Genomic DNA, 17,758 nt, shown 5'->3' on the forward strand with positions numbered 1-17,758 from the left:
CTCCTCCGCTTGCGGAACGAGGGGACGTGCCCTGCATGGCGTTTTGATTTTGATGTGTGGCGGAAGCAGTGCCTAAGGGTCCCTTCTCCCCGTGCGCAGGGAGAGGTGGCAGTCGCCGGAGGAGGGGTTGCTGCCCACGTTGACGCCTTCCTCGTACCCCGTTCCACAATCCACAACCGTCACCGCGTCGCGACGATCCCCACGGCAGCGCCGATCATCAACCCGCCTGCTGCCCGGTTGACACGACGGATGACCTTGGTGGTTCGCAGCAGTCGGCGTGCTCGAATGGCGAGAAGAACATGGCCACCGATCACCACGGCCTCGACGGCAAGAATGATCGCTGCGAGTTCGAGAAGTGTCGTTGTCGTGAATGTCGTGCCGACGACATTCGGCAGAAGCGCGATGTAGAAGAGCGGCATTTTCGGATTGCCAAGGTTCAGCGCAATGCCCGTGCAGAAGACGCCGAGGAGGCTGCCCCGGTCGGAGAGCGCCTGCATTTCGGGAAGGACAGGCACCGCTGTCCAAAGGCGTATTCCCATCCAGACGAGATAGGCAGCGCCCGCGAAACGAAGGGCGGTCATCAGTGTGCCCATCTCCGAGGCAAGCACCGAGAGGCCGAAGGCGGCCAGCGACAGGAAAACGAGAATACCGAAGACGGTGCCGGCGCCATAGGCAAGACCGGAGGCGGGGCCATGGGAGATCGTGCGCAGCACGATCGTCATATTGTCCGGCCCGGGACTTGCGGCGAAGACGAAGAAGGTCAGGGCGAAGGCAAGAAGCGTCACAGCATCCATGTGGTTCTCCTGCGGCGCGGGGAGCCGATGAGATCCAGCCTACAATGTCTTTCCGAGCGGTTCCAGCAGAAGATGAGGCGTCGCTCATGGACTCCTGCGAACGTCGCTCTCTCGGCACGCTCGCATGGTTTGTCCGGTTGAACGGCGGCACGGTCTGTCGCGCGGTCGACACAGGCTGTTGTGCACCACAGCAACGGAGGAAATATGAGGTCCTGTTGCAGGATGTCTTGAACCGGGTTCACCCAAAATCTTGCTTGGTGCTCCGGGTGTTGGAGGCTGCGTCGGGCACCAATCATAACGTGCCGCTTCAAGCCGAGCCTCAGGCAGCATGGAGCCGCTGATGTTGCAGGTGATGCTAGTAATTGGGCGGTCTGCCGAGATCGGAAGCCCCGAGGCGGGGTCCTGCGGTCACGGCGCCCGAGTCTTCGATCATGTCGGCGCTCTGCCGCACGACCATGTCCATCTGCCCGGCGGCGGACGTGACCTCGGCAAGCGCCGCCGACTGCCTGCCGGAGACAGCCACGAGGTCCGGCACCGGCGCGGATCGGGCTGGGGATCTGCCCGGATGCATCGGAGGAGACTGGGCAAAGGCTGCTTCAGCGTATCACAGAGATCTCGGCCGAAGCGATGTCCGTCTCGGCTTCATCGCTCCGCAACGGGCGAAACGTCATACGGTGAAGCCGGCAGGGGCCGTGAAGGATGATGGCGCTGCGGTGATGCGCGGTGGCGTAGCCGGCATGCATGGCAAAGCCGTAGCCGGGAAAGACGCCGTCCGCCCGTGTCATCATCCTGTCGCGGGCGACCTTGGCGACGATGGAGGCTGCGGCGATGGACAGGGAGCGGGCGTCGCCCTTGATGACGGCGCGGCCTTCGCAGGCGAGCCCGGGCGGCACGTCCCGGCCGTCCGCAAGAACGAGGGCCGGCCGCCGGTTAAGGCCGCAGACCGCGCGCCGCATCGCGTCCAGGCTTGCCTTGCGAATATCCGTGCCGTCGATGCGGCCCGCGCCCGACGATGCGATGGAGACAGTCGCGGTCGCAAGGATTTCGGCAAACAGCACTTCGCGTCGCTGCGCCGTCAGCTGCTTGCTGTCGTTCAAACCCTCAGGGATGCGCTTCGGGTCGAGAATGACGGCGGCTGCGACCACAGGACCGGCAAGCGGGCCTCGTCCGGCCTCGTCCGTGCCGGCAACAGGCCAAAGGCCTTCCCGCCGTGCCGCGTCTTCCAGACTGAAATCAGGTGTCAGACGGATATCGAAGAGAAGCGGGGAATCGGTCGTGATGCGGCGTGCCATGGTGGGAAACTCGCACGAGAGACCGATTCCCCGCAAGACCCCCAGGCGGATGCGGCGGCGCCAGGGGGCATAGGGCAGGTGGCTTTGCGGAAACCGCCTGCCTCGAGTGACCGCATGTTACGAGGGACATGCGGCCCCATTCATCATCCGGCATCAAGCCGGAGGGAAAGATCGGTTAGGCTCAGAGCAGGGAAAGCTGGACGCCTGTCCCGAGCGGGGGAACGAAGATGTCGCAGTTCAACGCCCGCCGGTTGGTGTTCAGCTCAAGACGCTTGGCGGCAAGCTCGAAGCGGCGGCCGATCTGCCAGGCATAGGGACCGGCGCCCTTCATCCGCTTGGTGAAGTCGGCATCGTAGTCCTTGCCGTCGCGCATCGAGCGCACGAGCGACATGACGTGCCGGTAGCGGTCGGGATAATGTTGCAGCAGCCAGTCGCGGAAGAGGGGGCTCACCTCCAGCGGCAGGCGCAGGATGACATAGCTCGCCTCCGTCGCGCCGGCCGCCTTGGCTGAATCCAGCACGCGCTCGATCTCGTGGTCGTTCAGCGCCGGGATGACGGGCGCCATCAGCACGCTGGTGGGAATACCGGCCTCCGACAGCTTGCGGATCGCGTCCAGCCGCTTTTCCGGCGTCGAGGCACGAGGCTCCATCAGTCGCGCCAGCTTGCGGTCGAGCGTCGTGACCGACAGGCCGACGCGCGCCAGGCCTTTCTCTGCCATGGGGGCGAGAATGTCGATGTCACGGATGACCATCGCCGATTTGGTGACGATCATGACCGGGTGATCCGCCGCCTTCAGCACCTCGAGAATCTGGCGCATGATCCGCCACTCCTTCTCGATTGGCTGATAGGGATCCGTATTCGTCCCGATGGCGATCGGCTTCACCTTGTAGCCGGGCTTGGCCAGTTCGCGCTCCAGCAGCTTGGCCGCATCGGGCTTGGCAAACAGCCGCGCCTCGAAATCCAGTCCTGCGGACAGGCCCATGTAGGCATGCGTCGGTCGCGCGAAACAGTAGATGCAGCCATGCTCGCAGCCACGGTAGGGATTGACCGAACGGTCGAAGGGAATGTCGGGCGAATCGTTGCGCGCGATGATCGTGCGCGGCTTTTCCACCTGCACCTCCGTCTTGAACGGCGGCAGGTCTTCCAGAGAATTCCAGCCATCATCCTCGGTGCTGCGCGTCACAGGCTCGAACCTTCCCGAGGTATTGATCCCGGCGCCGCGCCCGCGACGGCGATCCACCTCGATGCGAAGGCCGCTCTCGACCATCAGCGCGTCGGCAACATCGGCCCGATTGCCGGGCGCGAATGCGCCCTGCCTTACATGGGACAGATCGTTCATGGGACACTCCGGGGAACATGGACGATCTGGCTTTACCCAATCGTCATGTCGTCTCTCTTCCGTTAGTGCTAACCATAAAATGAGAACAATGCAAGAACAAATACACTGTCGACCGCATCGGGATCCTTTCGGCTGGGTCGGGTAGCGCGCGGATTCATCATGAATGACAGGATACTTGCCTGATCTTGGCAGGATTTATGGCATTCCGATGTGCAATGCGGTAGGACCGGCCATGCTCACGATCCTGATGGAAACCCGCGATAGCGAGACGAGGCTGGCACAATCGCTGGCCGCGCTGGTGGCCGGCGCCGTGGAGGGGCTTGTCAGCGACGTGATCATCCTCGATCACGGCTCGCAGGATGCCTCCGGCCGCGTTGCCGACGCGGCAGGTGCGCGGTTCCTCACAAGCTGGGATATGGCGGATGTCATCGGGTCGGCGCGGGGCGAGTGGCTCCTGTTGATCGAGCCGGGCGCCCGGCCGCTCGGGCGCTGGGTGGATGAGATCGCCGAGCACATGGCCATCGGCGGCGGTCCTGCCTGCTTCTCCGCCTCCCGCCGGCACCGAAGGCCGCTTCTGGCACGTCTCGCATCGCGCCGCCCGCCGCTTGAGCTGGGCTTCCTGATCAAGCGCGCTCAGGTCACCGGTATGACGAGACCGGGCATGACGCTCGCCGATTTCGTGTCCCGCCGCGGCGTGCACCGCCTGTCTAGCGAGCTTATGCCCGCCTGGGCTTCAGGTCGTTAAGGGTTTCAAGAAAGGCCCTCACCACGCTCTCAGCGCTTCAGGTGTTCGTCCAGCCGTGGCATGATCTCCACGAAATTGCAGGGGCGGTGGCGCAGGTCGAGTTGCTGGCTGAGGATTCCGTCCCATGCATCGCGGCAGGCTCCGGGCGAGCCCGGCAGGACGAAAACGAAGGTTGCGTTCAACACGCCGCCGGTGGCACGCGACTGGATGGTCGAGGTGCCGATCTTCTCATAGGAAAGACGATGGAAGATGGCGGAGAAGCCGTCCATCTTCTTTTCGAACAGCGGCTCCAGCGCCTCCGGCGTTACGTCCCGCCCGGTAAAGCCCGTGCCGCCGGTGGTGATGATAACGTCGATGTCGGGGTCGAGGCTCCAGGCCGTGACCTGCCCGGCAATGGCGGCACGGTCGTCGGCCACGATGCCGCGCGCCGCCAGCACATGGCCGGCCTGCGTCAGTCGCGCCACCAGCGTGTCGCCGGATGTGTCCGTCTCCGGCGTGCGGGTGTCGGAAACGGTGAGCACCGCGATGGAAACGGGCACGAAGCTGCGTGTCGTGTCGATCGTCATAGGGTCTTCGTCCTCTCGGTGTCGGGAACCCCGCAATGGCTCCCCAATGTATTGCAAGGCAGAAGATACCAGTCGGGATGGGAAGCACGGATGTCCGCGGCCGCCCGGTCGCGCGCCTCGACGTCGCAGAAGAGCCCGAAGCAGGTTGCACCGGAGCCGGACATGCGGCTGAGAGCCGCGCCGGCCTCCGAAAGGGCTGCCCGTGCCAGTCCGATAACCGGCGCAAGCGAGAGCGCCGGCGGTTCCAGATCGTTGCGTGCCGCGGCGATGGCCGCGATCCAGTCTTCCGGGGAAGCCAGCCGTTCGGGAAGCATCAATGGCGGGTTGGTCTTGTCGCTGAGCGCGCGAAACACGGCGGGCGTGGAGACCGCAGCACCGGGATTGACCAGCAAGGCCGGAAAGGCGGGAAGGCCGACGACAGGCGTGATCGCCTCGCCGATACCGCGCGCAACCAGCGGCCGGCCGGTCAGGCACATCGGCAAATCCGCCCCGAGCGAAAGGCCGAGTGCGGCCAGATCGAGATCCGCAGGGGCATCCGGCGCCAGGCTCCAGAGGCGCAAAAGCCCGGTAAGGGCCGCGGCAGCATCCGCCGATCCGCCGCCGATGCCGGAGGCGACGGGCAGGTTCTTCGTCAGATGCAGGGCGACCGGTCCGCACGGCAGGCCGAGCATGGTCAGGCGCGTGCGCAGCAGGTCTCGCGCTTTGAGGACCAGATTGGCGTCTCTGCCATCCGCATCGACAGGCACATCGCCAGCAAACGGCCCGGAGACGGAAAAGCCGTCGGCCTCCGCCGGGGTCACCGACAGCAGATCTCCGGCATCCGCAAACGTCACGAGGCTTTCCAGCAGGTGGTGGCCGTCGGCACGCTGGCCGACGACATGCAGTGCAAGATTGATCTTCGCCGGCGCGGTGAGCACCAGTGGGACGGCAGCGCCCGCCGCCGCCGGCAGACGGGCGGAAGCCGAACTTGCGACGGCCGGCAGGACGAGAGCGTCAGGCACGGGCCGGCGTCAGGACTTCTTGCCGGGCACAGCCACTTCCGGCGGCTTCGGCTTGCCCTCGGCTTCGGCGGCGGCAGGAACCTTCGTTTCCACCGGCGGCAGGCCGTTTTCGATCTTCGCCTTGATCTTCGGGATCTCTTCTTCCTCGGGCTTCAGCTCCAGCGTCTGGTTCCACTGGAACACCGCCTCCAGCTTGCGGCCGACGCGCCAGTAGGCGTCGCCCAGATGGTCGTTGATCGTGGGATCGCCGGCCATCAGTTCGGCGGCGCGTTCGAGTTCGGCCACGGCCTCGTCGAACTGCCCCAGGCGGAAATAGGCCCAGCCGAGCGAATCGACGATGTAGCCGTCGTCCGGCTTCAGATCGACGGCGCGGCGGATCATGTTCAGCCCCTCGTCGAGGTTCATGTTCTTGTCCACCCAGGAATAGCCGAGATAGTTCAGCACCTGCGGCTGATCCGGGTTCAGCTCCAGAGCCTTCTTGAAGCTCGGCTCGGCCTTCTCCCATTCCTTCAGGCGCTCATAGGCGATGCCGCGCTGAAAGTAGATCGACCAGTCGCTGCGCTTGGGCATCGGTCCCAGGATCTCGATGGCCTTGTCGTAGGTTACGGCCATCTCCTTGTAATCCTTGGCGTCCGAAAGCACGCTGCCATAGGCGACATAGCTGCGGATGTCCTTGGGATCGAGGTCGATCAGTTCGCGCAGGTGTTTCTTCGCCTCATCCACCTTGCCCACTTCGGCAAGCGCCAGTCCCAGCTGCATTTCCGACAGGCGGCGCATCGGCGAGCCCTGCGGCACCTGTTGGTAAAGCGCGATGGCGCGTTCCGGCTTCTTCAGCGTCTCGGCAATGCCACCGAGCATGACGAGAATGTCGGCGCTATCGGGATCGAGTGCGCGAGCCGTCTGCAGATAGAGCGAGACGATATCTTCAGCACCCTCGCGGTTGAGCGCGGCACCGACCGAGAACAGCACGGCGGCCGCACCCTGGCTGGCGTTGCGAACCTGCTGCTCCTGCGGCTTGCCATCCTCGATGCTCTTGCGAAGGGCGTCGAGCGGCGCATAGTTGTTGACGAAGCTCTGCCCGAGCGAAATCGTGTCCAGCGCCTTCTGCTTGTTGCCATCGGTTGCTTCCAGCCGCGCGAGCGCGATCACCGAGCGGATGAAGGTGTCGGGCGCCGCGCCGCCGCCGTTACGATCCGTCACCGCCTCGTTGAATTTGGTGCGGGCCGTCTGCTTGTCGCCGGCAGCAAGCGCGATGGCGCCCTGCTGGTAGTTCTTGAAGATGGCGAACCAGTCGGGTCCCTTCATCTCCTGAATCATGGCGATGGCATCCTTGGGCTTGCCCTGACCGGCTTTCGCCCAGGCCAGCAGCAGGCCGTTCATCATCCGGTCCAGATCGTTCGGCCCGGTATATTTCAGGATCTTTTCCGCGTTGCGGAATTCCTTTTTACGGATGGCATCGATGCCGCGCACGACCGTGGTGATCCGCTCGACCGACGCATCGTCTTTCAATTGCGTCGCGATCTTCACGCCCTCGGCGAAGTCGCCGTTCATCAGCGAGGTGATCATCAGCCGCTGCTTGACGTCGATATTGTCGGGCTCGAACTCCAGCGCCGTGCGGTAAAGCTTGGTCGCGGTCTCCAGATCGTGATCCACGTCGGCGGTGCGGGCCGCGAGGAAAGAGCCGGAAAAGCTATTCACGGAGTTCACGTCGAACGGCTTGGCGGTTTCGGCTTCTGCCTTTGCCGCCGGGGCCGTGGTTTCCTGTGCGAAAGCCGGGCCGGAAACGATGCCCGCAAGCGTCAGAAACGCCACGCTGGTGAGCATCCGAAGAATATGTTTTTGCCGCATGACAAGCCTTTCGTTTCGGATGCGCCGCGCAAGCGCCTAACCGGAATCAGTTCTGTATTGATAACGCATACCGCGCAGAACCGGAATTGCGTCCAGCTGACTTCACCTTTCGCCGAAAGGATCACCCATGGTTGAGGCAGGCTTGGCAAGACAGAATGGCTTTTTTGGCGCAAGCCGCCACAAAACTTGGGTGCTCTGTCGTGATCCGGCAATCCTGCGCCAGCGTCAGTTCACCCGGTCGATGCAGAAGTCGATAACCTCCAGCAGCGCGTCCTTCCACGGCGAAGCAGGCAGGGGCGCCAGCGCATCGCGCGCGATCATGCCGTAGTGCTTGGCGCGGGCGATCGTGTCGGTCAGCCCGCCATAGCGCGTGATGAGCCCCATGGCGTGTTCCAGATTCTCGTCTGTGGCATTGCCGCCCTCGATCGCGTCCTTCCAGAAGCTGCGCTCCTCCGCCGTTCCGCGGCGGTAGGACAGGATGACCGGCAGGGTGATCTTGCCCTCGCGGAAATCGTCACCGACATTCTTCCCAAGATCGACCGACTTGCCGCCATAATCCAGAACGTCGTCCACCAGCTGGAAGGCGAGGCCGAGATTCATACCGTAGGATTTCAGCGCGTTGCGGGCGGAGCGATCCGTCTTTGCGACGATAGGTCCGACTTCGGCCGCCGCCGCAAAGAGCGCGGCCGTTTTCGCGCGGATGACGGAGAGATAGTCGTCCTCCGTCGTTTCCATGTTCTTGGCGACCGAAAGCTGCAGCACCTCGCCCTCGGCGATGACGGAGGCGGCGGTCGAGAGAACGTCGAGCGCATCGAGCGAGCCGACCTCGACCATCATCCGGAAGGCCTGGCCGAGCAGGAAGTCGCCGACGAGCACGCTCGCCTGATTGCCCCAGATCATCCGCGCCGTGGACTTGCCGCGCCTGAGGTCGCTCTCGTCCACCACGTCGTCGTGGAGCAGCGTCGCCGTGTGCATGAACTCGACGCTGGTCGCCAGCTTCACATGCGCATCGCCCTTGAAGTCGAACATGGCGGCGGATGCGAGCGTCAGCATGGGCCGAAGCCGCTTGCCGCCCGAGGAGATCAGATGGTTGGCAACCTCGGGAATCATTTCCACATCCGACCCGGCCTTTGCCAGGATCAGCTGGTTCACCCGCTCCATGTCGGCTTTGGTCAGATCGACCAGCGGCTGCACCGAGGCCTGTTTGTTCTTGCCGTCTTCCAGCGGTATCACGACGCCCAAGGCGAAGCACTCCTGTTCAAGCTACTCCTCTGAGAATAGAAAGGGGTGGCTTTCGCGGCAAGTGGCGATTTGTCCCAAGCCACTGACGAATGGGGAAAAAGCGAGACAGATGAAAGAATTGATCCGTACCAACGATGCCGTCGTGCTCTCTTTCGCCGAAAGTCTGATGCGCGACGCCGGCATCATCTGCTTTATTGCCGATCAGGGCATGAGCATTCTCGATGGTTCGCTCGGCCTTCTGCCGCGCCGCCTGATGGTGCAGGGCGAGCGTGCCGACGAGGCCCGTCGCATCCTGTCGGATGCCGGCCTCGCGGCGGAACTGCGCGACCAGTGACGGGCAGACGCGGACATGACGCCTGAGAAGACCATGGACCTCGATTCAGCCGGCGAGACCATCGACAGCTTCCATCGCGGGCGCTTCCACCTCGTCCAGCCGCTCGGTCGCGGCCATCGCGCCGGTATGGATGCCATGCTGCTGGCCGCGCTGGTCCCGGACACGGACCGAGCGGTGGTGAGCGTTGCCGATCTCGGCGCCGGCGCCGGCGCGGCCGGCATGGCGGTGGCGGCCCGCGTGCCCTCCGCACAGGTCCTGCTGGTGGAGCGCGCGCCGGAAATGGCGACGTTCGCCCGCCGTAGCATCGCTCTTGCCCAGAACGCCGCATTTGCGGATCGCCTCGATGTGCTGGAGGCAGATGTCGCGCTGACCGGCCGCGCCCGGATCGCCGCCGGCCTGCCGAGCGACGTCTTCGATCATGTCGTCATGAACCCGCCCTTCAACAACGGCGCCGACCGAAAGACGCCAGACCCCCTGAAGGCTGAGGCGCATGCCATGAACGACGGGCTTTTCGAGGCGTGGATCCGCACTGCCGGCGCGATCCTGCGTCCCGGAGGCCAAATGTCCCTCATCGCGCGTCCGGAATCGATCGGCGAGATCGTGGCCGCCTGCGGTCGCCGTTTCGGAGGGCTGGAAATCACGCCGGTTTTGCCCAGAGCCGGCGAAAACGCGGTTCGCATTCTCGTGACCGGCATCAAGCAGTCCCGCGCGCGCCTTGCGCTCCGCGCGCCGCTGATCATGCACGGGGAGGGTGCCCACGCCTTTCTGCCCGCAGTCGACGACCTCAACAATGGCCGCGCCTTCTACGCCCGCCGCTGAATTTCCCGTGATGCAACGGTCATGCCATTGCGTCGGCAGGGGCAATTCCTACATGCGGCAGAGATATTTCGAGGAAAAGGAGACGGACTTGGCCGGTTTCATGAAGAGGTTGCTGCCGAAGCGCTTTCGCAAGCAGGGCGTGACGATCCCCGTCGTCCGGCTGCATGGCGCCATCATGGCAGGCGGCAGCGCGTTCCGGCCGATGCTGAATATTGCAGCTGTCGCCCCCCTTCTCGAACGCGCCTTCGCCGACAAGGAGGCCCCGGCCATCGCCATCGCCATCAACTCGCCGGGCGGCTCGCCCGTCCAGTCGCGGCTGATCTATCAGCGCATCCGTGACCTCGCCGTGGAAAAAAACAAGCGCGTCCTCGTCTTCGTGGAAGATGTCGCGGCGTCCGGCGGCTACATGATCGCTCTCGCCGGCGATGAAATCATCGCCGATCCCACCTCGATCGTCGGCTCCATCGGCGTCGTCTCCGGCGGCTTCGGCTTTACCGAACTGCTGGAAAAGGTCGGCATCGAACGCCGTATCTACACAGCCGGCGAAAACAAGGTGATGCTCGATCCGTTCCAGCCCGAGAAGGAAAAGGACGTCACCTATCTGAAAAGCCTCCAGCAGGAAATCCACGGCGTCTTCACCGGCATGGTGAAGGCTCGCCGCGGGCATCTGCTGACCGATGACGCCGAGATCTTCTCCGGCCTGTTCTGGACCGGAGAACGCGCCCGCGCCCTTGGCCTCGTCGATGGTCTTGGCGACATGCGCGGCGAACTCAAGCGACGTTACGGCGAGAAGACGGAACTGCGTCTCGTCAGCGCGTCGCGCGGCCTGCTCGGACGCCGACAGCCGGGTGTGGGTCTTGCGACGGGGATCGGAAGCGGTCTCGCTCTTTCTGCCGTCGCCGGTCTTGCCGAAGCGGCAGAGGAAAAGGCATTATGGGGCCGGTTCGGCCTGTAAGAGGGGCCGTATCCCCGCGTCGCCCCGATCGGCCGAAGCGGGGTCCCGGTTTCTTCCTCTTCTCACGTTCGGACCTCGTCTCCCTCTGGAACCCAAGATGCCGCAACTCATCCTCCTCCTGATCGTCGCCGCCATCGCCTGGTTCGGCTACCGCAAGTTCGTGCTCGACGCCGAACGCCTCGCCCGCCAGCGCGAACGCGTCCGTAAGCAGCAGGAGACAGGGTCGCAAGGCACGCTGGTGAAGGACCCGGCCACCGGGGAATACCGGCTCAAGCAGGATTGATGCAATCAAGCCTGATGGTGTTGTGAAGGCTGTCCGCAGGCATGTAGCCTTCGCTCACCCGCTACAGAGCATTTCCAGCCGGAGCGGCTCGCTTCGGCATCGGACAATGAGGTAAAACAGGAATCTATATCGCCGTGCATCATATATGACGCAGCTCGTATGAAGCCCTACAGCGCACGGCGCTGTATGCGCGCCTGCCAATCGGAGCCAGCGTAGCCGACGGCAAGAATGAGGATATCCATCGCATCATCATCCACAACGAAGCAGACGGTTGCCTTGTCGGTTGCAGGGATTGCGCGAAGGCCTCTCATGACGTCGTTGCGAACGCTGCCGATCTTCGGAAAGTCGCAAAGCTGTTCGATGAAACGCACAATCTCGATGATCTTGCGGTTGGCGACGTCAGGGCCCGCATAGTCTTGGATGAGGCGATGGATTTCTCGAAGATCCGCCTCGAACGCCGGATGGCGCGTGATTTTGTACCGCATTCTAGCGTCCGCGGTCTTCGGCGCTCTTTCTCGTTATTCGTTCGATCATGGCGTCACCATCCCAGGCAACCCACTGGTCCCGCGGCAGCGCCATCCGCCGGCGCAGTTCGTCGGCCATTCCGGTCAGCGGGTCGTCCGTTTTGCTCTCGTGGTTGCGCATCATGTCCTCGATGCCTGCTGCCACCACGCTGTCGAGCGAGGTGTAACGGCCTTCCTCCACCAGCCGCTCGGCATAGTGCAGAACATGGTCCGGCAGGCTGATGGTCGTCTTCACATTCATCGGTGTCTCCATCGCAAATCCCGCGGCCATGATAGCTTAAAGATTGACCCCTGTCGCCGCCCGTGGCACTCGTCCGGTCTCCATAATACGTCACCGGTGATTGAACTGCGATGTCTGCCATGACCGATTTGCCTGACCTGCCCGACCACATGAACCCGAAGCGCTCGTTCCAGGCTCTGATCCTGACCTTGCACGCCTACTGGGCCGACAAGGGGTGCGCCGTGCTGCAACCCTACGACATGGAAGTGGGAGCAGGCACGTTCCATCCGGCGACCACGCTGCGGGCGCTGGGGCCGAAGCCCTGGCGGGCTGCCTATGTGCAGCCCTCGCGCCGCCCGACGGACGGCCGTTATGGCGAAAACCCGAACCGGTTGCAGCATTACTACCAGTATCAGGTCATCCTGAAGCCGAACCCGTCGAACCTGCAGGAGCTCTATCTCGGCTCGCTCGCCGCCATCGGTCTCGATCCGCTGCTGCATGACATCCGCTTTGTCGAGGACGACTGGGAAAGCCCGACCCTTGGCGCTTGGGGCCTCGGCTGGGAGTGCTGGTGCGACGGCATGGAGGTCTCGCAGTTCACGTACTTCCAGCAGGTCTGCGGCATCGAATGTTCGCCCGTGTCCGGCGAGCTCACCTACGGCCTTGAGCGGCTGGCCATGTATGTTCAGGGCGTGGACAATGTCTACGATCTCAACTTCAACGGTCGCGAAGGTGTTGAAAAGATCAGCTATGGCGATGTCTTCCTGCAAGCCGAACAGGAATATTCACGGCACAATTTCGAATATGCCAACACCACGATGCTGCACCAGCATTTCATCGATGCGGAAGCCGAATGCCAGGCTCTGCTGAAGGCCGGTGCGCCGGGTGATGGCGCCAACGTCGCGCTGCACAAATGCGTTTTTCCGGCCTACGACCAGTGCATCAAGGCGAGCCACGTCTTCAATCTGCTCGACGCCCGCGGCGTCATCTCGGTAACGGAGCGGCAGAGCTATATCCTGCGGGTGCGTACGCTGGCCAAGGCCTGCGGCGAAGCCTTCCTGATGACGGATGCCGGCGGCGTCAACCTCGTGGCTGCGTCAGCCGCTGCCTGAACGTTCAGTCCTGCCAGGAACGGATGGGGCGGTGGATGTTGAGCGGCGCGCTGTCGAGCATGCGCGGCGTGAAGCGATTGCGTTCGCCGCGCAGTGCGATGAGATGGCTGATGCCGGTGAGCATCACGGCGGACAGGGCGATGATAGCGAGAAGCGTCATAATCACGGTCTCCTTGTCTTGAGGAAGCATTCGCTTCCGAATGAGGTTTGTCACGCCGTCATTGCCGACAGGACAGTGCCGATGCATCGCAACCGCGCCGCATCCATGACACCCGGCAGCGCAAGCACGCTGCAACGTCGGTCTTTTGCCGGATGAGCGGCTCCCTCGATCAGGGTGTTCCGCATCGTCCATGGAATGGAAGGTGACGTCCGCCGCCGATGTGCAGGCGCGTCGTCATCGTGAAATCCACTATGGCAGGTTAAGCCGGATCGAGGCTGACGCCAATCCCGACAAATCATGAGTCATTTCCGGTGAAAGGACCCGTCAAGAGCCTCGTCCGGGCCTGCAAGGCAGTGGGCAGCGGGGTAAAAGCGCGCTATGGAGATGCGGGCAGCTCGCGGGGCTGGCGACGGCTGACGGGGCATATGTCCCGTTCGGCCTGTCTGTCGGGCATGGGCCGGCATGTTCTGTGTATTTCGTCGCGTGCATTCGATGCGCGGCATCTGGGGAGAGATGAAAATGATTGCAGGTCTCGTCATTCTGGCCGTCGTCGCCGGCTATCTCGTCCTGGTCTATAACGGGCTGGTCAAGGCGCGGAACGTGAAGGAAGAGGCCTGGTCGGGTATCGACGTGCAGCTGAAGCGCCGCGCCGACCTGATCCCCAACCTGTTGGAAACCGTCAAGGGCTATGCGGCGCACGAGCGCGGCACGCTGGAGGAGATCGTCAACCTGCGCAACCGCGCGCAAGCCGTGCCGGCTGGCGATGTTGCCGGGCGCGCGCAGGCGGAAGGCATGCTCGGTCAGGCGCTTGGCAAGCTGTTCGCACTGGCGGAAGCCTATCCCGACCTCAAGGCCAACCAGAATTTCTCCGAGTTGCAGGCCTCGATAGAGGGCACGGAAGACGAAATCCAGATGTCGCGCCGCTACTATAACGGCGCAGCACGCGACCTGAACGTGAAGGTCGAGAGTTTTCCGTCAAACCTCGTCGCCGGTCCGCTCGGTTTTTCCAAGGCGCCGTATTTCGAGATCACCAGCGAGGCCGACCGCGCGGTCCCGACGATCAAGTTCTGAGCCTGCGCACCGGAGGCGTCGCCCCGGGACCGTCCCCATCAGGCACGGCGCGCAAAGATCACAAGAGACATTCGCATGAGCAATGCCCATAAAAGCCCGATCCAAAAATCCGTGACGATCACGCCGCCGGCGCATCCGCTCAGCGGTGCCGTCAGCCCGCCCGGCTCGAAATCGATCACCAACCGGGCCCTGCTTCTCGCGGGTCTTGCCCGGGGCACCAGCCGGTTGACCGGCGCGCTGCGCAGCGACGATACGCGCTACATGGCCGAAGCGCTCCGCGCGATGGGCGTCGAGGTGCGCGAACCCGATCCGACCACCTTCGTCGTCACCGGCACGGGCCGTCTGCTGGCGCCGTCAGCACCGCTCTTCCTCGGCAATGCCGGCACCGCCACCCGCTTCCTCACGGCCGCCGCGGCGCTGGTCGATGGCACCGTGGTCGTCGATGGCGACCAGCACATGCGCAAGCGGCCCATCGCGCCTCTGGTCGAGGCGCTGCGCGCGCTCGGCGTCGAACTGTCTGCCGATACCGGCTGCCCGCCCGTCACCGTCACCGGTACGGGCCGCATTCCGGGACGCCGCGTCGAGATCGATGCCGGCCTCTCCAGCCAATATGTGTCGGCACTGCTGATGGCCGCTGCCGGTGCCGTGCCGGGCGACATCGAAAGCAGCGAGCCGCTCGAAATCGCGCTGGCCGGCGACGAGATCGGCGCGCGCGGCTATATCGACCTGACGCTCTCGGCCATGCGCGCCTTCGGGGCGCGCGTCGAGCAGGTCTCGTCCTCCGTCTGGCACGTCTGGCCAACGGGCTACACCGCAGCCGACGTCCGCATCGAGCCCGACGCCTCTGCCGCCACCTATCTCTGGGCGATGGAAAAGCTGACGGGCGGCCGCATCGATCTCGGCGTCCCCACGGCGGAATTCTCGCAGCCGGATGCCCGCGCCCACGACGTCATCGCGCAGTTTCCGCATCTCCCCGCCGTCATCGACGGGTCGCAGATGCAGGACGCGGTGCCGACGCTCGCCGTGCTCGCCGCCTTCAACGAAACGCCCGTGCGCTTCACCGGCATCGCCAACCTGCGCGTCAAGGAATGCGACCGTGTTCGCGCGCTCTCGCTCGGCCTGACGAACATCCGCGCCGGGCTTGCCGCCGAGGAGGGCGACGATCTGCTGGTTGCATCGGATCCCGGACTTGCCGGGCAGACCCTGCCGGCCGAGATCGACACCTTCGCCGATCACCGGATCGCCATGAGCTTCGCGCTTGCCGGCCTGAAGATCGGGGGCATCGCCATTCTCGATCCCGATTGCGTCGGCAAGACCTATCCGGATTACTGGGACGCGCTCGCCTCGCTCGGCGTCGATATGACCGTGCGGTCGGCTTGATCCGATGAAGCGCTCGGGGATCACGAACTGGCAGGGCTCGCTGGCAAGAACGGCGCAGATGGAAGGAGCATCGCGCATGTCGCGGCTGATCGCGGTTCTCATGACCCTCTTTCTCCTGGCGGGCCTGACCGCCGGTCTCGCGAAAGCCGAAGAGCGCATTCTCTCCTACGATTCTCAGATCGAGGTTGCCGAGGACGGCACGCTGACCGTGACCGAGACGATCCGCGCGGTGGCCGAGGGCGACCTGATCAAGCGCGGCATCTATCGTGATTTTCCGCTGACCTTCACCGATAATGACGGACGGACGCACCGTGTCGGCTTCAATCTGGTCTCCGTCGAGCGCGATGGCGAACCGGAGCCGTCGCGCACCGAAAACATTGATGGCGGCATTCGCATCTATACCGGTGACAAGGATGTGTTTCTGTCGGAAGGCGTCCACACTTTCGCGTTCACCTACACGACCGATCGCCAGATCCGCTTCTTCGAGGATCATGACGAGCTGTACTGGGGCGTCACGGGAACCGGCTGGGCCTTCCCCATCGACGTGGCGAGCGCAACCGTGCTCCTGCCGGGCGGCGCGCGGCCGCAGGCGCTGAATGTCTTCACCGGCGCCTATGGCTCCGAGGAGAAGTTTGCGCGCGGCTCTCCCGCCGGCAACGGCGCGACGTTCCGCACAACGCGACCGCTCGGGCCCCAGGAAGGTCTGACCATCGTCATGAGCCTGAAGAAAGGCGTGATCGCGCCGCCGAGCGAGGCGCAGATGCGGGCGGTCTGGTGGCAGGAGAACATGGCCGCCATCCTCGCCGGCGTCGGGCTCCTCGTCGTCGCGGTCTATTACGGCTGGATCTGGCGGCGCGCCGGGCGCGATCCGGATGGCGGCGTCGTCGTGCCGCGATGGGACCCGCCGGAAAACGCCTCGCCCGCGCTCGTCAACTATATCGACAATCGCGGCTTTGCCGATGGCGGATGGACCGCGATATCGGCCGCAGCGCTGAACCTCGCCGTCACCGGCCGCGTCGTGCTGGAAGACCTGCAAAACGCGCTCGTCATCGCCGCCACCGGCAAGAAGCCCAAAACCGACAAGCTGGCCACGGGCAAGCTGCCCATCGGCGAAGCCGCGCTGATGCGCGCTGTCGAGGATGCCGATGGCCGGCTGGTCATCGACCGCGACAACGGCCCCGCCGTCCAGAAGGCGGGCGAAGCCTTTCGCAAGGCGATGGAAAGCGAGCACCGCGGTAAATACTACAAGGCCAATATCGGCTCCATCATCGCCGGCATAGCGCTGTCCATCGCCTTCATCCTGGCGATCCTCGTGCTGGGAACGCTCGATGAAGCCGGTGCGGCCATCGTCATCGTGCCCGTCGTCATCGCCGTGTTCGTCGCCATCTTCATCGCCGTCTTCGGCCGGTCCATTCGCCGCAGATCAGGCCTTGCAGGCCGCATAGCGGGTATCGTCGCTCTGGCCGTCTTCGGTTTCGTCGGGGTCACCGTCTTCGGCGGCCTCATCGCCTCCATCGCTTTCGAGGCCGTGGAAACGCATCAGCTGCCGCTGCTCGCCGGCATTGGCGGCATCGTGCTCGTCAACCTCGTTTTCCTCTTTCTCATGGGCGCGCCCACCCCCGTCGGCGCGAAGATGTCGGCGCATATCGCAGGCCTGCGGCAGTATCTGACGCTCGCCGAGCAGGAGCGGATGAACATGGCGGGTGCTCCCACCATGTCACCGAAGCATTATGAAACACTGCTGCCTTACGCCGTGGCGCTGGGTGTGGAAAAGCCCTGGTCGAAGACCTTCGACACATGGCTCGCCACAGCCGCAGCGGGAGCTGCCGCCTACACCCCCGCATGGTATTCCGGTACCGGCGGATATGGCGGGTTCGGCGACCGCATGGGTGGCTTTGCCGGCTCCATGGCCGGCGCCATGCAGTCGTCCCTCCCGCCACCGCCCAAGAGTTCCAGTTCGGGCTTTTCCTCCGGCGGCGGCTTTTCGGGCGGCGGCGGCGGCGGGGGCGGCGGCGGTGGCTGGTAGCTGCTAAACAAGGCTGTCAAAGCGCGCCAGCCATGGTGACTTTTCCG

The 17,758-nt window shown here is 64.2% G+C and carries 20 protein-coding genes; 9 read left to right on the forward strand and 11 right to left on the reverse strand.

The window, feature by feature from the left end; all coding sequences use genetic code 11:
- Positions 1–179: 179 nt before the first annotated feature.
- From BSG19_RS09160 to BSG19_RS09175, 4 genes are all read right to left on the reverse strand, one after another.
- Positions 180–794: a LysE family translocator gene (locus tag BSG19_RS09160; protein WP_092986939.1), complete on the reverse strand. Its 615-nt coding sequence runs from the start codon at positions 792–794 to the stop codon at positions 180–182.
- Between the two features lie 355 nt (positions 795–1,149).
- Positions 1,150–1,329 carry a hypothetical protein gene (locus tag BSG19_RS09165; protein ID WP_139274747.1) on the reverse strand — a complete coding sequence of 60 codons (180 nt, stop codon included), beginning with the start codon at positions 1,327–1,329 and terminating at the stop codon, positions 1,150–1,152.
- 61 nt (positions 1,330–1,390) lie between these two features.
- Positions 1,391–2,086: a ribonuclease HII gene (locus tag BSG19_RS09170; protein ID WP_092986943.1), complete on the reverse strand. Its 696-nt coding sequence runs from the start codon at positions 2,084–2,086 to the stop codon at positions 1,391–1,393.
- A 181-nt stretch (positions 2,087–2,267) separates the two neighbouring features.
- A complete protein-coding gene (locus BSG19_RS09175) occupies positions 2,268–3,425 on the reverse strand; it encodes a PA0069 family radical SAM protein (RefSeq protein ID WP_092986945.1) in 1,158 nt (385 codons plus the stop codon).
- A 232-nt stretch (positions 3,426–3,657) separates the two neighbouring features.
- On the opposite strand from BSG19_RS09175, the gene BSG19_RS09180 reads away from it, so the two are divergent.
- On the forward strand, positions 3,658–4,170 hold the full coding sequence (locus BSG19_RS09180) for a glycosyltransferase family protein (protein WP_092987395.1): 513 nt from the start codon (positions 3,658–3,660) through the stop codon (positions 4,168–4,170).
- A gap of 29 nt (positions 4,171–4,199) precedes the next feature.
- Here the strand turns inward: BSG19_RS09180 and moaB are convergent, their stop codons facing one another.
- From moaB to BSG19_RS09200, 4 genes are all read right to left on the reverse strand, one after another.
- Positions 4,200–4,736 carry a molybdenum cofactor biosynthesis protein B gene (gene moaB, locus BSG19_RS09185; protein ID WP_092986947.1) on the reverse strand — a complete coding sequence of 179 codons (537 nt, stop codon included), beginning with the start codon at positions 4,734–4,736 and terminating at the stop codon, positions 4,200–4,202.
- Positions 4,733–5,686, reverse strand: a complete 954-nt coding sequence (locus BSG19_RS09190; RefSeq protein ID WP_092987397.1) for a 4-(cytidine 5'-diphospho)-2-C-methyl-D-erythritol kinase — start codon at positions 5,684–5,686, stop codon at positions 4,733–4,735. Before BSG19_RS09190 ends, moaB begins: the two co-directional genes overlap by 4 nt.
- A 60-nt stretch (positions 5,687–5,746) precedes the next feature.
- Positions 5,747–7,585 (reverse strand): tetratricopeptide repeat protein, encoded by a 1,839-nt coding sequence (locus BSG19_RS09195; protein ID WP_092986949.1) that lies wholly within the window; start codon positions 7,583–7,585, stop codon positions 5,747–5,749.
- 225 nt (positions 7,586–7,810) lie between these two features.
- Positions 7,811–8,827, reverse strand: coding sequence for a polyprenyl synthetase family protein (locus BSG19_RS09200; RefSeq protein ID WP_092986951.1), 1,017 nt, complete (start codon positions 8,825–8,827; stop codon positions 7,811–7,813).
- A gap of 109 nt (positions 8,828–8,936) precedes the next feature.
- Between BSG19_RS09200 and BSG19_RS09205 the strand changes: the two genes are divergently transcribed.
- The 4 genes from BSG19_RS09205 to BSG19_RS09220 all read left to right on the forward strand — a co-directional run bounded on the left by BSG19_RS09205 (position 8,937) and on the right by BSG19_RS09220 (position 11,218).
- Positions 8,937–9,161, forward strand: coding sequence for a putative signal transducing protein (locus BSG19_RS09205; protein ID WP_092932451.1), 225 nt, complete (start codon positions 8,937–8,939; stop codon positions 9,159–9,161).
- Positions 9,162–9,176: 15 nt separating this feature from the next.
- Positions 9,177–9,980, forward strand: a complete 804-nt coding sequence (locus BSG19_RS09210) for a tRNA1(Val) (adenine(37)-N6)-methyltransferase (RefSeq protein ID WP_092986953.1) — start codon at positions 9,177–9,179, stop codon at positions 9,978–9,980.
- A gap of 88 nt (positions 9,981–10,068) precedes the next feature.
- Entirely contained in the window at positions 10,069–10,935 is an 867-nt protein-coding gene (locus BSG19_RS09215) for a S49 family peptidase (RefSeq protein WP_170865897.1), read from the forward strand.
- Between the two features lie 97 nt (positions 10,936–11,032).
- Positions 11,033–11,218: a hypothetical protein gene (locus tag BSG19_RS09220; protein ID WP_092932453.1), complete on the forward strand. Its 186-nt coding sequence runs from the start codon at positions 11,033–11,035 to the stop codon at positions 11,216–11,218.
- 167 nt (positions 11,219–11,385) lie between these two features.
- On the opposite strand, the gene BSG19_RS09225 is transcribed toward BSG19_RS09220, so the two are convergent.
- The gene (locus tag BSG19_RS09225) at positions 11,386–11,703 is read right to left on the reverse strand and encodes a type II toxin-antitoxin system RelE/ParE family toxin (RefSeq protein ID WP_092986957.1); all 318 of its coding nucleotides are present in this window, start codon (positions 11,701–11,703) and stop codon (positions 11,386–11,388) included.
- A gap of 1 nt (position 11,704) precedes the next feature.
- Positions 11,705–11,983: a ribbon-helix-helix domain-containing protein gene (locus BSG19_RS09230; protein WP_092986959.1), complete on the reverse strand. Its 279-nt coding sequence runs from the start codon at positions 11,981–11,983 to the stop codon at positions 11,705–11,707.
- A 119-nt stretch (positions 11,984–12,102) separates the two neighbouring features.
- On the opposite strand from BSG19_RS09230, the gene BSG19_RS09235 reads away from it, so the two are divergent.
- Positions 12,103–13,074 (forward strand): glycine--tRNA ligase subunit alpha, encoded by a 972-nt coding sequence (locus BSG19_RS09235; protein ID WP_092987399.1) that lies wholly within the window; start codon positions 12,103–12,105, stop codon positions 13,072–13,074.
- Between the two features lie 4 nt (positions 13,075–13,078).
- On the opposite strand, the gene BSG19_RS26010 is transcribed toward BSG19_RS09235, so the two are convergent.
- Positions 13,079–13,234, reverse strand: coding sequence for a hypothetical protein (locus BSG19_RS26010; protein ID WP_170865898.1), 156 nt, complete (start codon positions 13,232–13,234; stop codon positions 13,079–13,081).
- 513 nt (positions 13,235–13,747) lie between these two features.
- On the opposite strand from BSG19_RS26010, the gene BSG19_RS09245 reads away from it, so the two are divergent.
- From BSG19_RS09245 to BSG19_RS09255, 3 genes are all read left to right on the forward strand, one after another.
- Positions 13,748–14,305, forward strand: coding sequence for a LemA family protein (locus tag BSG19_RS09245; RefSeq protein ID WP_092986963.1), 558 nt, complete (start codon positions 13,748–13,750; stop codon positions 14,303–14,305).
- A gap of 75 nt (positions 14,306–14,380) precedes the next feature.
- Positions 14,381–15,685: a 3-phosphoshikimate 1-carboxyvinyltransferase gene (gene aroA / locus BSG19_RS09250; protein ID WP_092986965.1), complete on the forward strand. Its 1,305-nt coding sequence runs from the start codon at positions 14,381–14,383 to the stop codon at positions 15,683–15,685.
- 76 nt (positions 15,686–15,761) lie between these two features.
- A complete protein-coding gene (locus tag BSG19_RS09255) occupies positions 15,762–17,711 on the forward strand; it encodes a DUF2207 domain-containing protein (protein ID WP_092987401.1) in 1,950 nt (649 codons plus the stop codon).
- The last annotated feature ends 47 nt before the right edge of the window (positions 17,712–17,758 follow it).

It is taken from the genome of Rhizobium sp. NFR03 (assembly GCF_900111275.1).
In the GTDB taxonomy this organism is placed as follows: domain Bacteria; phylum Pseudomonadota; class Alphaproteobacteria; order Rhizobiales; family Rhizobiaceae; genus Ferranicluibacter.